Annotated in this window: 14 protein-coding genes and 1 pseudogene; 9 read left to right on the forward strand and 6 right to left on the reverse strand. The window is 64.1% G+C overall.

All coding sequences use genetic code 11. The features are described from left to right. Positions 1–158: 158 nt before the first annotated feature. Positions 159–2,390, forward strand: coding sequence for a phosphoribosylformylglycinamidine synthase subunit PurL (purL, locus tag XH92_RS18495; RefSeq protein WP_194460479.1), 2,232 nt, complete (start codon positions 159–161; stop codon positions 2,388–2,390). A 110-nt stretch (positions 2,391–2,500) separates the two neighbouring features. Here purL and XH92_RS18500 read toward each other — a convergent pair whose 3' ends face one another. Beyond that, on the reverse strand, positions 2,501–2,761 hold the full coding sequence (locus XH92_RS18500) for a GlsB/YeaQ/YmgE family stress response membrane protein (protein ID WP_194460480.1): 261 nt from the start codon (positions 2,759–2,761) through the stop codon (positions 2,501–2,503). Between the two features lie 169 nt (positions 2,762–2,930). On the opposite strand from XH92_RS18500, the pseudogene XH92_RS18505 reads away from it, so the two are divergent. Continuing rightward, positions 2,931–3,152 (forward strand): annotated as a pseudogene (locus XH92_RS18505) (efflux RND transporter permease subunit); the annotation flags it as partial. On the opposite strand, the gene XH92_RS18510 reads toward XH92_RS18505, so the two are convergent. Next, positions 3,153–4,337 carry an acyltransferase gene (locus XH92_RS18510; RefSeq protein ID WP_194460481.1) on the reverse strand — a complete coding sequence of 395 codons (1,185 nt, stop codon included), beginning with the start codon at positions 4,335–4,337 and terminating at the stop codon, positions 3,153–3,155. 185 nt (positions 4,338–4,522) lie between these two features. On the opposite strand from XH92_RS18510, the gene XH92_RS18515 reads away from it, so the two are divergent. Next, positions 4,523–4,696, forward strand: a complete 174-nt coding sequence (locus tag XH92_RS18515) for a DUF1328 domain-containing protein (RefSeq protein ID WP_074128140.1) — start codon at positions 4,523–4,525, stop codon at positions 4,694–4,696. Between the two features lie 125 nt (positions 4,697–4,821). Here XH92_RS18515 and XH92_RS18520 read toward each other — a convergent pair whose 3' ends face one another. After that, positions 4,822–5,181 carry a DUF427 domain-containing protein gene (locus tag XH92_RS18520; RefSeq protein WP_194460482.1) on the reverse strand — a complete coding sequence of 120 codons (360 nt, stop codon included), beginning with the start codon at positions 5,179–5,181 and terminating at the stop codon, positions 4,822–4,824. Positions 5,182–5,392: 211 nt separating this feature from the next. On the opposite strand from XH92_RS18520, the gene XH92_RS18525 reads away from it, so the two are divergent. Both XH92_RS18525 and XH92_RS18530 read left to right on the forward strand, forming a co-directional pair. Further along, positions 5,393–5,629, forward strand: coding sequence for a BolA family protein (locus XH92_RS18525; protein ID WP_021077843.1), 237 nt, complete (start codon positions 5,393–5,395; stop codon positions 5,627–5,629). 29 nt (positions 5,630–5,658) lie between these two features. Continuing rightward, positions 5,659–6,840 carry a low temperature requirement protein A gene (locus tag XH92_RS18530; RefSeq protein WP_194460483.1) on the forward strand — a complete coding sequence of 394 codons (1,182 nt, stop codon included), beginning with the start codon at positions 5,659–5,661 and terminating at the stop codon, positions 6,838–6,840. An 8-nt stretch (positions 6,841–6,848) separates the two neighbouring features. Here XH92_RS18530 and XH92_RS18535 read toward each other — a convergent pair whose 3' ends face one another. From XH92_RS18535 to egtB, 3 genes are read right to left on the reverse strand one after another with little or no spacing between them, the layout of a single operon-like run. Next, positions 6,849–7,244 (reverse strand): DUF4345 domain-containing protein, encoded by a 396-nt coding sequence (locus tag XH92_RS18535; protein WP_194460484.1) that lies wholly within the window; start codon positions 7,242–7,244, stop codon positions 6,849–6,851. A gap of 30 nt (positions 7,245–7,274) precedes the next feature. Beyond that, complete coding sequence (egtD, locus tag XH92_RS18540) at positions 7,275–8,243, reverse strand: L-histidine N(alpha)-methyltransferase (protein ID WP_194460485.1); 969 nt, start codon at positions 8,241–8,243, stop codon at positions 7,275–7,277. 53 nt (positions 8,244–8,296) lie between these two features. Beyond that, complete coding sequence (gene egtB / locus XH92_RS18545) at positions 8,297–9,550, reverse strand: ergothioneine biosynthesis protein EgtB (RefSeq protein WP_246788483.1); 1,254 nt, start codon at positions 9,548–9,550, stop codon at positions 8,297–8,299. Between the two features lie 294 nt (positions 9,551–9,844). Here egtB and grxD point away from each other — a divergent pair, with 294 nt between their 5' ends. From grxD to XH92_RS18565, 4 genes are all read left to right on the forward strand, one after another. Beyond that, positions 9,845–10,177 (forward strand): Grx4 family monothiol glutaredoxin, encoded by a 333-nt coding sequence (grxD, locus tag XH92_RS18550; RefSeq protein WP_016843475.1) that lies wholly within the window; start codon positions 9,845–9,847, stop codon positions 10,175–10,177. A gap of 2 nt (positions 10,178–10,179) precedes the next feature. Beyond that, positions 10,180–10,725, forward strand: coding sequence for an O-acetyl-ADP-ribose deacetylase (locus XH92_RS18555; protein ID WP_371818049.1), 546 nt, complete (start codon positions 10,180–10,182; stop codon positions 10,723–10,725). Positions 10,726–10,774: 49 nt separating this feature from the next. After that, entirely contained in the window at positions 10,775–12,058 is a 1,284-nt protein-coding gene (locus XH92_RS18560; RefSeq protein ID WP_194460486.1) for a serine hydrolase, read from the forward strand. A 102-nt stretch (positions 12,059–12,160) separates the two neighbouring features. Next, complete coding sequence (locus tag XH92_RS18565) at positions 12,161–13,423, forward strand: serine hydrolase (protein WP_194460487.1); 1,263 nt, start codon at positions 12,161–12,163, stop codon at positions 13,421–13,423. The last annotated feature ends 19 nt before the right edge of the window (positions 13,424–13,442 follow it).

The raw sequence follows: 13,442 nt of genomic DNA on the forward strand, positions 1-13,442 counted from the left end.
GGACCTTAAATCCGATCCATCCCCATTGTGCAAATCCCAGGTGCAAATCCGGGCTGCAAATCCCGGGCCGCGCCCAACCGCCGCAAAGCTCTGGACAGGCCGGAAATGGGCCGTAAAAGGCCTTTTCGCCCCCGTTCGATCTACCTATTAAGGGTCCCATGACCGCGCCCAAGAACGACCCCAAGAACGAGCCTCAAATCACCCCCGAACTCGTCGCCGCCCACGGGCTGAAGCCGGACGAGTACGAGCGCATCCTGAAGCTGATCGGGCGGGTTCCGACCTTCACCGAGCTCGGCATCTTCTCGGCGATGTGGAACGAGCATTGCTCGTACAAGTCGTCCCGGATCCATCTGCGCGGGCTGCCCACCAAGGCGCCCTGGGTGATCCAGGGTCCCGGCGAGAATGCCGGCGTGATCGATATCGGGGACGGCCAGGCCGTGGTCTTCAAGATGGAGAGCCACAACCACCCGAGCTACATCGAGCCCTACCAGGGTGCGACCACCGGCGTCGGCGGCATCCTGCGCGACGTCTTCACCATGGGCGCGCGCCCGATCGCCTGCTTGAACGCGCTGAGCTTCGGCGCGCCCGAGCACCCCAAGACCCGGCATCTGGTGTCCGGCGTGGTCGCGGGCGTCGGCGGCTACGGCAATTCGTTCGGCGTGCCGACGGTCGGCGGCCAAGTGCGCTTCCACACCCGTTATGACGGCAACATCCTGGTCAACGCGATGGCGGTCGGCCTCGCCGATGCCGACAAGATCTTCTACGCGGCGGCTTCCGGCGTGAACATGCCGATCGTCTATCTCGGCTCCAAGACCGGCCGCGACGGCATCCACGGCGCCTCGATGGCCTCGGCCGAATTCGACGACGCCTCCGAGGAGAAGCGTCCGACCGTGCAGGTCGGCGATCCCTTCGCCGAGAAGCTGCTTTTGGAAGCTTGCCTCGAGATCATGGAAAAGGGTTGCGTGATCGCGATCCAGGACATGGGTGCGGCCGGTCTGACCTGCTCGGCGGTCGAGATGGGTGCCAAGGGCGACCTCGGCGTCGAGCTCGACCTCAGCGCGGTGCCGACCCGCGAGACCGGCATGAGCGCCTACGAGATGATGCTCTCGGAGAGCCAGGAGCGCATGCTCATGGTGCTCAAGCCCGAGAAGGAGAAAGAGGCCGAGGCGATCTTCCGCAAATGGGGGCTCGATTTCGCCATCGTCGGCTACACCACGCCGACCAAGCGCTTCGTCGTCAAGCATGGCGGCGACGTGATGGCGGACCTGCCGATCAAGGAGCTCGGCGACGAGGCGCCGGTCTATGACCGTCCGCATGTCGCCTCGAATGCGCTGCCGGTGATCCGAGGCCAGGACGTCAAGCCGCCGCTCGGCATCGCGGAGGCGCTGACCAGGCTGATCGGCACGCCCGAACTGTGCTCGAAGCGCTGGGTCTGGGAGCAGTACGACCACGTCATTCTCGGCAATACCATGCAGCGTCCCGGCGGCGATGCCGCCGTGGTCCGCATCGAGGACGGGCCGAAGGGGCTTGCGCTCACCGTCGACGTCACGCCGCGCTATTGCGAGGCCGATCCGTTCGAGGGCGGCAAGCAGGCGGTCGCCGAAGCCTGGCGCAACATCACCGCGGTCGGCGGCCGGCCGCTCGCGATCACCGACAATCTCAACTTCGGCAATCCGGAGCGGCCCGAGATCATGGGCCAGTTCGTCGGCTGCCTGAAGGGCATTTCAGAAGCCTGCCGCGCGCTGGATTTCCCGGTCGTGTCCGGCAACGTCTCGCTCTACAACGAGACCAACGGCCGCGGCATCCTGCCGACGCCCTCGATCGGCGGCGTCGGCCTGCTCGACGACTTCACCAAGTCAGCGACGCTGGCGTTCAAGGCGGCCGGCGAGGCGATCCTGCTGGTCGGCGACACTCATGGCTGGCTTGGCCAGTCGGTCTACCTGCGTGATGTCTGCGGCCGCGAGGAGGGCGCTCCGCCGCCGGTCGATCTCGCCACCGAGAAGCGCAACGGCGACGTCGTGCGCGGCATGATCCGCGCGGGCACCGCGACCGCGGTGCATGACGTCTCTGACGGCGGGCTCTTGATCGCGCTCGCCGAGATGGCGATCGCAAGCGGCATCGGCGCGCAGCTGCTGGCGGCGCCGTCCTCGATCGTGCCGCATGCCTACTGGTTCGGCGAGGATCAGGCCCGCTACATCGTCACCGTGCCCGCGGCCGAGGCGGGCCTCGTGCTGGCCAAGATGAAGGGCGCCGGCGTGCCCTGCGCGCGCATCGGCACCACCGGCGGGGAGGCGATTGCGGTCGCCGGAGAGCCGCCTGTGACGATCGAAAGCCTGTCCCGCGCCTTCGAGCACTGGCTGCCGAACTACATGCACGGCGCTGCCGCCTGATCCGGATGGATCAGGCACTGCGACGCCGAGCGAACGAAATCTCAATAGAGCGATGAACCCATCATCGCGCTATTTTCTTTTGTCCAGGCGCGATCCCTTAGGATCAAGCGTTAGGTGGCGCCGCGGATCGCGCGCCAGGCAAAGATGATAATCACTGCGCCGATGAAGCCGGCGATGAGATAGCTGAGCCATCCGCCACCGAGCGATACGCCGAGCAGACCCAACAGCCAGTTCGCCAGCGCGGCGCCGACGATGCCGAGGATGATGTTCATGAAGATGCCGGTTCCGGTCTTCATGAACATCTCGGCGAGCCAGCCGGCCAATCCGCCGACGATGATGGCGGCGATCCATCCAACTTGAGGGTCGTTCATGTCAGGACTCCCTGGGGGTCAAGCAGTCCGGCCAGCATAACCGAGAATCACCCGGCGGCATGTGACCAATGGCAGGTTGTGCGCAACTTGCCGGTCGCGACTTGCCGTCAAGCCCGCCGCTTGCGCCGCTGTCGGCGTTCGGCCGCGGTGATCAGGATGCGCGGGCCCGGCGGCGATGGTCGCGGGCCTCGCGCCGTTGCTCTATGCCGACGGCGCCGGCGCGGCCAGCCGCTTCGCCATCGGCATCGTCGTGGTGATGGGGATGCTGATCGGCACGCTGTTCACGCTGTTCGTGTTGCCGACCTTCTACATCCTGATCGCCCGCGACCACCGCGCCGCGGCCGCCCGACGGCTCGAAAGCGTGGCGGCGCCGGGCGAGATCGCGGCATGATTAGAGCACGTATCTTGAGCCGGGAATCTTGCGCAGCACGGCGGTGGCGGCCCAGCTCAGCGCCACGGTGGCGAAGAACGCGATCGCGGCCTTGGCGATCGCCGGCAAATCCATGTCGAACAGCCAGTATTGCAGCCACAGCACGATCGGATAGTGCACCAGGAACATGCCGTAGGCGTCACCCTGCATGCGGTCGAGCAGCGTCGGTCCCGCCGCCTTCGATTGCAGGAAGTAGGCCAGGATCGCGAACAGGATCGAGGCGCTAAACAGCACGTAGAAGGTGCCGTAGGACGCGAGATACCAGCCCGGCAGCGGGTCGGGGTTATCGATGATCCCGCGCTTGATGTAGATCATCACCCACATCAGGCAGTAGGGGACCAGCGTGACGCCGGTCCAGAACCAGCGCCGCTCGGTCAGCCGTCCGTGCGCGCTGAGCAGGCCGTTCTCGAAGTTGGCCGAGCCGATCCCCGCGCCGATGAAGAAATAGGACGCATACAGCAGCACCCGGCTCGCCTGCACCGAGAACGGTCCGAGCTCGAACCAGTAGTTTTGGCCGTAATGGACCAGCATCGGCAGATAGAAGGCGGCACTGACGACGACGAGGAACAGCCAGAACTTCGAGGGACGTTCAAATCCCTTGACCGACAGGCGGTTGATCGGTTCGAGCAGGCGCGACGACACCCGGTACAGCACGCTCGCCGTCAGGTCGAAGGTCATCAGAACCCAGACGAACCAGATCGGGCCGCTCGGCCAGGGCCCGTAGATCATGGTCCTCCGCCAGAATTCGGAGAAGGTCAGCTCCGGCGTCGCACGCAGCGCGATCGCGTAATAGGCGATCGGAATCACGGTGAACGCGCAGATCACGAAGGGCAGGCCAAGCCGCAGCAGCCGGTCGCGCAAGAAGATCAGCCACGGCTTGTTGCCGAGCCCGGGCCACACGAACAGGCCCGACAGGAAGAAGAACATCGCCATGAAGAAGCTGTCGGTGGCGAGCACGATGCAGTCGAAGCCGATCCAGGACGTCGGGTCGGTGTGCCCGAAATAGGTGTAGGGGATCACCGCGTGATGCAGCAGCACGACCAGCGTCAGGAAGGTGCGGGCACGGTCCAGGGCGACATTGCGCTTGTGGAGCTTCGGTGCTGCCTGGACGTCGACGGCCGGAGCCGCGTGAGCAATCGATTTCATGGTGCCCCCAGCCGAGTCTGCACCCGGATGTTGCAATCGGGAACTCGATTCAGCAAGGCCCAATCGTCCCGATTCCGTGGTGTCGAGGTCGGTCATCTCAGTGGATCTGTTTCGTTCTGGAACCGGGGTCGGTAGCTGGCGTTATCGGCGGACGCGCAAGGCGCGCGCGGTTTGTGGAGCAAGCAATGACACTGCTGAAATGGGCGTTGATCTTCCTGGTCGTCTCGATCATCGCGGGCCTGCTCGGCTTCACCGGCATTTCCGCCGCCTCCGCCGACATTGCGCGCTTCCTGTTCTACGTGTTCGTCGTGATCTTCCTGGTGCTGCTGATCCTCGGGCTCACGATATTCAGGGTCTAGCGCCGGTCCGGCCGAACACTCCCGTCGAAATGCCCGGGCCTTGCCCGGGCATTTTCCGTCTTCAGGCTGGTCAGCACGCAATGAAGCGCCGGGCGAGGCCCGGCGCTTGCGGCAGGCGAGACGGTCTAGGCGACTTCCTCGATCTTCACCTTGTCCGGGTAGAAGGCGAGGTGGCCGGCGATCTCGGTCATCGCCGGGAAGGGCTCCTCATAGGTCCAGATCGCGTTGTCCAGCGTCTTGCCATTGGCCTTGATGCTGAAATAGCTCGCATCTCCCTTGTAGGGGCAATGCGTGGTCCGCTCGGTGCGGGTCAACAGCTCCATGTTGGCGTCCTGCCGGGGCACGTATTGCACCGCCGGATAGCTCGCTTCCTTCAGGGTCAGCGCATGGGTGGTGTCGGCGATGACGACGCCGTCGGCGGTGACGCGGATACGCTTGGCGTTGGGCGTGATCGTGATCGGATGGTCGGGGCCGGGGAGCTTCATGATTCTGCGCCTCTTCTGGTCATTTCGGCGTGATGGCTTGTGACCGATTGATGCAGGTTTAAATCGCTGGGAATGGGAATATAGTGTGCCTCGGGATGACCTAGAAGACCTCAGGGGCTGGGTTTTATCTTGGGTTTTGCCCTGGGTTTTATCCTAGATTTCCTTGGCCGAACCGGCCCTGATTCGAATGACCTGACGGAGGTGGACTGGGATGCCGATGGACGCCCGTGATATCGAATCGATGATCAAGGCAGCGATCCCTGATGCCGAGGTGACGATCCGTGATCTGGCCGGCGACGGCGACCACTATGCGGCCACTGTCGTTTCCGAGTCATTCCGCGGCAAGTCCCGCGTCCAGCAGCATCAGATCGTCTACCAATCGCTGAAGGGCCAGATGGGCGGCGTGCTGCACGCGCTGGCCCTGCAGACCGGCGTGCCGGAAGGCTAGTCCCCGGCAACCGGGCGGGGCCCCAAGCGATGGCAGATAATCCGCGCGGCGCGATGTTTCGCGTCATCGTGCCGAACCAGCACAGCCGCGTCACCAATGCCGAGCTGTTCTTCGACCTCGTCTTCGTCTTCGCCGTCACGCAGCTGTCGCATACGCTGCTGCACCACTTCACCCCGATGGGCGCGGTGCAGGTCACGGTGCTCTTCCTCGCGGTGTGGTGGGTGTGGGTCTACACCACCTGGGTCACCAACTGGCTCAATCCCGATCTGACGCCGGTCCGCCTGCTGCTGTTCGTCCTGATGCTGGGCGGGCTGCTGCTGTCGACCTCGATCCCGACCGCCTTCGAGGGCCGCGGGCTGTGGTTTGCCGGGACCTATGCCGCGATGCAGGTCGGCCGCACGGCATTCTGGCTGCTGGCGACGCCGCGGCGCCGGACCGCTGTGCGCCACAACGCCATCCGTATCCTGACCTGGCTGTGCGGCTCGGCCGTGCTCTGGATTCTCGGCGGCTTTGCCGAGCACGAGACGCGGATGTGGCTCTGGATCGCGGCGCTGGCGATCGAATACGTCGCGCCGGCCGTGCGCTTCTGGACCCCAGGACTCGGCTTTTCCTCGATGGAGGCCTGGTCGGTCGAGGGCGGCCACATGGCCGAGCGCTGCGCCGGCTTCATCATCATCGCGCTCGGCGAGGCCATCGTGGTCGACGGTGCGACCTTTGCCGAGCTGACCTGGACGCCGGAGAACGTCGCAGCGTTCATCTCGGCGCTGGTCGGCAGCATCGCGATGTGGTGGATCTATTTCCACAAGGGCGCCGAAGCCGGCTCGGACATGATCTCCAGGTCGGAGGAATCCGGCCGGGTGGCGCGGATCGCCTACACCTATCTGCACATGCCGATCGTCGGCGGCATCATCCTCACCGCGGTCGCCGACGAGCTGGTGCTGAAGCATCCGACCGGCCATTCCGATCTCAAGACGATCGTGAGCTCGGTCGGCGGCCCTGCGCTGTTCCTGGTCGGGACCATCCTGTTCAAATACGTGATCCGCAACTTCCTGCAGCTGTCGCACGGCGTCGGCATCATAGCGCTCGCGATCACGGCTTATTTCGCCGGCGAGATGTCGCCGCTCATGCTCTCGATCGTTACCACTGTGATCATGATCGTGGTCGCAGCGTGGGAATCGATCTCGCTGCGGTCGAGCGGAGAGGAAGAATAGCGCGGCCGCTACCTGCGACCAGCCGTGGCCACGCGGTGCTGCCAATAGACGAATAGGGGTGCGCCGACCACTTCGAGCGCGGTGAAGCCCACGAAGGGCAGCGGCGGGAGGCCGACCATCACCATCGACAGCAGCCTGCCGATGCCGCCGAGGAAGATGCCGCCCCAAACCACCCGAAACAGCACGCCCTCGCTTTCGATCCGCGGCACCAGCCAAAGCAAAGCGAGGCCGAGGCCGAGCCAGACCCCGCCGAAGAAGCGCAGATTGCTGTCGAGTGCCGGCAGCGCCGGAACGCCCGACGAGGCGTAGAGCGGGTCGCTCACGCCGAGCATGGTGATGATGCCGGTCAGGACAGGGACGAGGGCGAGCACCACTGTTGCGATCTGCAGCGCACGCCGGCCCATGATCGTTGCCCCATCCTGGTTAGGCGCTAACTAGTCCGCGACCAGCGCGTGCACCGAGAACATGGTGTTGGCGTCGGTCCAGCTGTCGCGCACCGTCCAGCCCGCGCTGCGGGCCAGCGCGGTGAAGCGCTCGAGGCTGTATTTATAGCTGTTCTCGGTGTGAATGCTCTCGCCGGGGCGGAATGCGAAGGTGTTGCCGAGGATGCGCACGGTCTGTGCCTTGCGGCTGATCAGGTGCATCTCGATGCGGTGGCGATCGCGGTTGTAGATCGAGCGGTGGGTGAAGCCCGACAGGTCGAAATTGCCGCCGAGCTCGCGGTTGATACGGACCAGCACATTGAGGTTGAAGCGCGCGGTGACGCCGGCCGCATCGTTATAGGCGTCGTACAGCACGCGCTCGTCCTTTTCGAGGTCGACGCCGATGATCATCTGCGCGCCGTGGCCGAGGATCTTGCGCGCGCTGCGCAGGAAAGCCAGGGCCTCGCTCGGCTCGAAATTGCCGAGCGTCGAGCCCGGGAAGAAGCCGACCTTCGGCATGTCAGCGACCGCCTCGGGCAGCACGAACGGCGTGGTGAAATCGGCCGCGACCGGATAGATGCCGAGACCCGGGAAATCCCGGCGCAACCCGTCGGCCTGGGCCTTGAGGAAATCGCCGGAAATGTCGACCGGCACATAGGCGGCGAATTCGCTGGTTTCTAGCAGCAGGCGCACCTTGGTGGTCGCGCCGGCGCCGAACTCGACCAGCGCCGCGCCGTCCGGAATGATCGCGGCGATCTCGCTGCCGCGGTCGCGCAGGATGCCGAGCTCGGTGCGCGTCGGATAATATTCCGGCAGCACCGTGATCTGCTCGAACAGCTCCGAGCCGGTGGCGTCGTAGAAATATTTCGGCGACAGCCGTTTCGGGTGACGGGCGAGATCGCCGATCACGTCGCCGGCAAACGCCGAGGTCGCTTCGTCGAACGGATACGCTTTGGCCAAAGCGGCGGCATGCACATTCATGATACTCTCCCGAACGCGCTTACCGACGCGTCATCGATGTCGACTGGACTCAATCAGGCATAGTCGGCGAGGCGTAACCCCGTGAATTGCCAGCGATGGTGTGGATAGAAGAAGTTGCGGTAGGTGACGCGGCTGTGACCGGAAGGGGTCGCCAGCGACGAGCCGCGCAGCACGAGCTGGTTGACCATGAACTTGCCGTTGTATTCTCCGAGCGCGCCTTCGATCGCGCGGTAGCCCGGGTAGGGCGAATAGGCGCTGCGGGTCCACTGCCAGACGATGCCATAGGCGTCGTTGAGCAGTCCGGCGCGCGCCGCGACCTCCCATTCCATCTCGGTCGGCAGATGCTTGCCGGCCCAGCGGGCGAAGGCGTCGGCTTCGTAGTAGCTGACATGGCAAACCGGAGCCTGCGGATCGATCGGCTGCAGGCCGCCGAGCGTCATGATCTTCCATTCACCGTCGATCTCGCGCCAGTGGCCGGGCGCCTGCCAGCCCTCGTTGTTCACGGTGCCGAAGCCGTCCATCAGCCACAGCGTGGCGGTGGAGTAGCCGCCGTCCTTGATGAACGCGAGCCAGTCGGCGTTGCTGACGAGGTTCTTCGCGAGCTTGACCGGGCCGACCAGCGCGCGATGCGCGGGCTTCTCATTGTCGAAATGGAAGCTGTCTTCGCCATGGCCGACGGTGTGGATGCCCTCGTTGAGCGTCACCCATTCCTCAGGCCCGCGCTGCGATGCCGGGAAGCGCCATGCCGGATCGTAGGCCGGCGGGATCGGGTTCTGTGCGAAGGCATGCAGGATGTCGGTGTACATGAGCTCCTGATGCTGCTGCTCGTGATTGAGGCCGACCTCGACCAGCGGCACCAGTGCCTCGAGCTTGTCCGTTGCGGCGGTCTGGAAGAATTTCACCACCTCGGCGTCGACATGGCGGCGGTAGGCGGTGACTTCGTCTGATGTCGGGCGGGTCAGATGGCCGCGCTGGTGGCGGGCATGGCGGGGGCCGGCGCTGACGTAGTAGGAATTGAACAGATAGGCGTAGTCCGGGTGGAAGGGCGTGTAGCCCTTGACGTGCTCGCCGAGCAGAAACTGCTCGAAGAACCAGGTGGTATGGGCGCGGTGCCACTTGGCGGGGCTCGCATCCGGCATCGACTGGATCAGCTGATCCTCCGCCGACAGCGGTGCGGCCCGGCGCTCGGTCTCGTCGCGGACCGCGCGATAGGCGTCCACCAGACGCTGCGCGAGCGACCCGGATTCGGAGGACAGTGACGGGGTGGCGGCGGTCCTGGCGGCCGCGGCAGAGGCTGGTTTCGTCACATGGGTCTCCGATTCGAGGGAGAGAACGTTGCTTCGGCAATCTGGTTCCAGACGGACAGTTCGTCCTAGATAGGGGCTCCGTTACGGGAAAAAAGCCTCCCCCCGCGATGATATTGGGCCCATCAGATAATCCCGGCGCTTTTTGCGGTGCCGTCCGGCCCCCGCCGCATGCCAGATTTCCGCCATTTTGCTTTGGATGCACAATGGTTTGAGCTACATATATAGTCAGTCACGGGTTAGAAGGGCGGGCCGGCCCGTTAAGGCCTGAGAGCGCCGCCCCCGAAGGAAGCGAAAATGAGCATCGAGCAATTCATCGACAACGAAGTGAAGTCGAACGACGTGGTGCTGTTCATGAAGGGCACGCCGCAATTCCCGCAGTGCGGGTTTTCCGGTCAGGTCGTGCAGATCCTCGACCACATCGGTGTCGGCTACAAAGGCCTCAACGTTCTGGAATCGGCCGAGCTGCGCAACGGCATCAAGGTCTATTCGAACTGGCCGACGATTCCGCAGCTCTATGTGAAGGGCGAGTTCGTCGGCGGTTGCGACATCATCCGCGAGATGTTCCAGGCCGGTGAATTGCAGCAGCTGTTTGCCGACAAGGGCATCCCGGTCGACGTGGCTGCCTGACCTTGACCGCGCGCCAGATCGGTAAGGCGCGGCTCGAAGTCATCGTTACCGACATCACGACCCTGCGCGTTGACGCTATCGTCAACGCGGCCAATTCATCGCTGCTCGGGGGCGGCGGCGTCGATGGCGCGATCCATCGCGCCGCGGGTCCGGACCTCGTCGCCGAGTGCCGTATGCTTCACGGCTGCAAGACAGGCCAAGCCAAGATCACCAAGGGTTATCGGCTGCCCGCCAAACACGTCATCCATACGGTTGGCCCGGTATGGAATGGTGGCAAGCTCGACGAGGACGAACTCCTGGCATCCTGCTATCGGCGCTCGATGGAGCTCTGCGAGAAGCATGGCCTTGCCTCGGTCGCTTTCCCGGCAATCTCGACCGGCATTTATCGTTTTCCTGCGGATCGGGCAGCCCAGATAGCCGTAAAAACTGTCGTCGATACACTTGCCATTGCCCCCCGCGTCGAGCGCGTGATCTTCTGCTGCTTCTCCGCCCCCAGTGCCGGATTGCACGAGGCCGCTTTGGCCTCCTTTGGGAGCCCTTGTGCCTGACGACGCGGCCGCTACACTTCCCCGTGATATCCGGGGAGGGATAAATCAAATGCATTCATTTCGTTCGACGTGTGCCGCAGCCGCTGCCGCGGTGGTGCTGGCAGCGCCGGCGTTCTCGCACACCGAAGGCACCTATGAGATTCCGGCGGGCGCGCATTTCAACCCCGACAAGCTCGCCAGGATCAGCGAGTTCTTCAAGAACGAGGTCGCGACCGGAAAGATTCCCGGCGCCGTCGTGCTGATCCAGCAGCACGGCAAGCCGGTCTATCACGAGGCCTTCGGCGTGCAGGACGTGGTCAACAAGGTGCCGATCACGGACAAGACCATCTTCCGCCTCGCTTCGATGTCCAAGTCGATCACCGCAGTGGTCTCGATGCAGCTGCTGGAGGAGGGCAAGTACAAGCTGGACGATCCCGTCTCGAAATACATTCCATCCTTCGCCAACATGAAGGTCGGGGTCGAGAAGAAGGCCGAGGACGGCACCAAGACGCTCGAGCTGGTGCCGCTGAAGCGGCCGATCACCATCCTCGATCTGATGACGCATACGTCGGGTATCACCTACGGCTTCTACGGCGATAGCCTGGTCCGCAAGACCTACAAGGAAGCCAATATCTACGGTGGCGATTTCGATCTCGCCGAATTCGCCGAGCGGATTGCCAAGCTGCCGCTGCACAACCAGCCCGGCGCGCTCTGGCAATACGGCCATTCCACCGACATTCTGGCGCGCGTGATGGAGATCACCACCGGCGAGAAGCTCTCGACGATCGAGCGCGAAAGGCTGCTCGACCCGCTCGGGATGAAAGACACCGGCTTCTTCGTCACCGATCCCGAGAAGCAGATGCTGATGGCCGAGCCGATGCCGAACGACAGCGATTTCCGGGTCGGCCGGGTCAACGATCCGACCAAGGTCAAGAAATGGGAGTCCGCCAGCGGCGGCATGGTCTCGACCATGGCGGATTATGCGCGCTTCGCGCAGATGCTGCTCAATGGCGGCACCCTCGACGGCAAGACCATCATGAAGCCCGAGACGTTCAAGGAGCTGACGACCGACCGTGTCGGGCCGGGCTCGGGCGTCGAGCGCGACTTTTTCTACTTCCCCGGCGACGGCTTCGGCTTCGGGCTTGGGATCGCGGTGCGCACCGATCCCGGCACTGCCAAGCCGCCGCCGCCCGGCGATCTCGGCGAACTGAAATGGGATGGCGCCAGCGGCTGCTATTACATCATCGACCGCAAGCAGGACTTCTTCTTCGTCCTGCTGGAGCAGACGCCGACCGAGCGCCAGCGCATCCAGCGGACGCTGAAGCAGCTGGTCTATGAAGCCATGGAAAACTAGAGCGCTTTCGAACGAAGTGGATATCGGTTCGCGTGGAGAAAACGCGTCAAGAGAAAGTATGAGAGCATGATCCAATTCAATCGGATCGGAGCATGCTCTTATATGCGTGGGTGCCGTGCGCTCATCGCGGCGCTCGCGCTCGTCCTCGTTGCAACGGTTGCCAAGGCCGGCGCGCCGGGGGCGGCCGCGCACCGCTTCTCGGCGGAAGGCCTCGCCGGGGTCTCCGACTATGTCAAGAACGAGATCGCGACCGGAAAGATTCCCGGCGCGATCCTGCTGCTGCAGCAGCACGGCAAGCCGGTCTACTACGAGAATTTCGGGGTTCGCGACGTCGCAACCGAGCTCTCGATGAGCGCGGATACCATCTTCCGCCTCTATTCGATGTCGAAGCCGATCACGACCGTCATTGCGATGATGCTGGTTGAGGAAGGCAAGCTCGCGCTCAGCGATCCTGTGTCGAAGTACATTCCGGCCTTTGCCGACATGAAGGTCGGTGTTGAAAAGCGCGGCGACGAGAGCAAGGCGACGATGACGCTGGAGCCGCTCAAGCGTCCTGTGACCATCGAAGACCTGATGCGCCACACGGCAGGTCTGCCCTACGGCTATTATGGCGGCGGTGTCGTCAACAAGACCTACGCCGATGCCGGTCTGTTCGACAACAATCCCGACAATGCCGAATTCGTGGCGCGGCTCACGGCGCTGCCGCTTGCCGAGCAACCCGGCACGCAATGGGATTACGGCCATTCCACCGACGTGCTCGGCCGCGTCATCGAGGTGATAACAGGAAAATCCCTGTTTCAGGTCGAGAAGGAGCGGCTGCTCGGTCCGCTCGGGATGAACGAGACCGCGTTCTATGTCGCCGACCGGGCGAAATGGCCGCTGATCGCCGAGCCGATGCCGAAGGATCGCGTCATCAGTCCGGTCGCCGAGGTCAGCGACCCGCGCCAGCCGCTTCGACGGGAGTCCGGCGGTGGCGGCATGGTCGGCACCGTCGGTGACTATGCGCGCTTCTCGCAGATGCTGTTGAACGGCGGCAGCTATGGCGGGAAGCGCTATTTGAAACCGGAAACCATTGCGCTGATGGCGTCCGACCACATCGGTCCCGAAACCGGTGTCGTGCGCGACAAGAACTACTACCCGGGGCCGAATTCCGGCTTCGGCCTCGGCTTCGCGGTCCGCACCTCGGTGCCGGAGAACACGTCCTGGCCGCTCGGCGAATATCGCTGGGACGGGGTCGGCGGCACGTTCTTCTTCATCGATCCCGCCGACGATCTGTTCGGGATCTTCATGGTGCAGACGCCGACCCAGCGCGGCCGGATCCAGCAGGAGCTGAAGACGCTGATCTACCGGGCGATGGGGCGGTAATCTGAGACAAGACTGTCCT

The sequence above is a fragment of the Bradyrhizobium sp. CCBAU 53421 genome (genome assembly GCF_015291625.1).
Classification (GTDB): Bacteria; Pseudomonadota; Alphaproteobacteria; order Rhizobiales; family Xanthobacteraceae; genus Bradyrhizobium.

What these genes read in the sequence shown, in the direction of transcription:
- egtD (WP_194460485.1), bottom strand. Translation starts at nt 8,243, where the DNA reads ATGAATGTGCATGCCGCCGCTTTGGCCAAAGCGTATCCGTTCGACGAA.
- XH92_RS18560 (WP_194460486.1), top strand. Translation starts at nt 10,775, where the DNA reads ATGCATTCATTTCGTTCGACGTGTGCCGCAGCCGCTGCCGCGGTGGTG.
- XH92_RS18530 (WP_194460483.1), top strand. Translation starts at nt 5,659, where the DNA reads ATGGCAGATAATCCGCGCGGCGCGATGTTTCGCGTCATCGTGCCGAAC.
- purL (WP_194460479.1), top strand. Translation starts at nt 159, where the DNA reads ATGACCGCGCCCAAGAACGACCCCAAGAACGAGCCTCAAATCACCCCC.
- XH92_RS18520 (WP_194460482.1), bottom strand. Translation starts at nt 5,181, where the DNA reads ATGAAGCTCCCCGGCCCCGACCATCCGATCACGATCACGCCCAACGCC.
- XH92_RS18500 (WP_194460480.1), bottom strand. Translation starts at nt 2,761, where the DNA reads ATGAACGACCCTCAAGTTGGATGGATCGCCGCCATCATCGTCGGCGGA.
- grxD (WP_016843475.1), top strand. Translation starts at nt 9,845, where the DNA reads ATGAGCATCGAGCAATTCATCGACAACGAAGTGAAGTCGAACGACGTG.
- XH92_RS18535 (WP_194460484.1), bottom strand. Translation starts at nt 7,244, where the DNA reads ATGGGCCGGCGTGCGCTGCAGATCGCAACAGTGGTGCTCGCCCTCGTC.
- XH92_RS18515 (WP_074128140.1), top strand. Translation starts at nt 4,523, where the DNA reads ATGACACTGCTGAAATGGGCGTTGATCTTCCTGGTCGTCTCGATCATC.
- XH92_RS18510 (WP_194460481.1), bottom strand. Translation starts at nt 4,337, where the DNA reads ATGAAATCGATTGCTCACGCGGCTCCGGCCGTCGACGTCCAGGCAGCA.
- XH92_RS18525 (WP_021077843.1), top strand. Translation starts at nt 5,393, where the DNA reads ATGCCGATGGACGCCCGTGATATCGAATCGATGATCAAGGCAGCGATC.
- XH92_RS18565 (WP_194460487.1), top strand. Translation starts at nt 12,161, where the DNA reads ATGCGTGGGTGCCGTGCGCTCATCGCGGCGCTCGCGCTCGTCCTCGTT.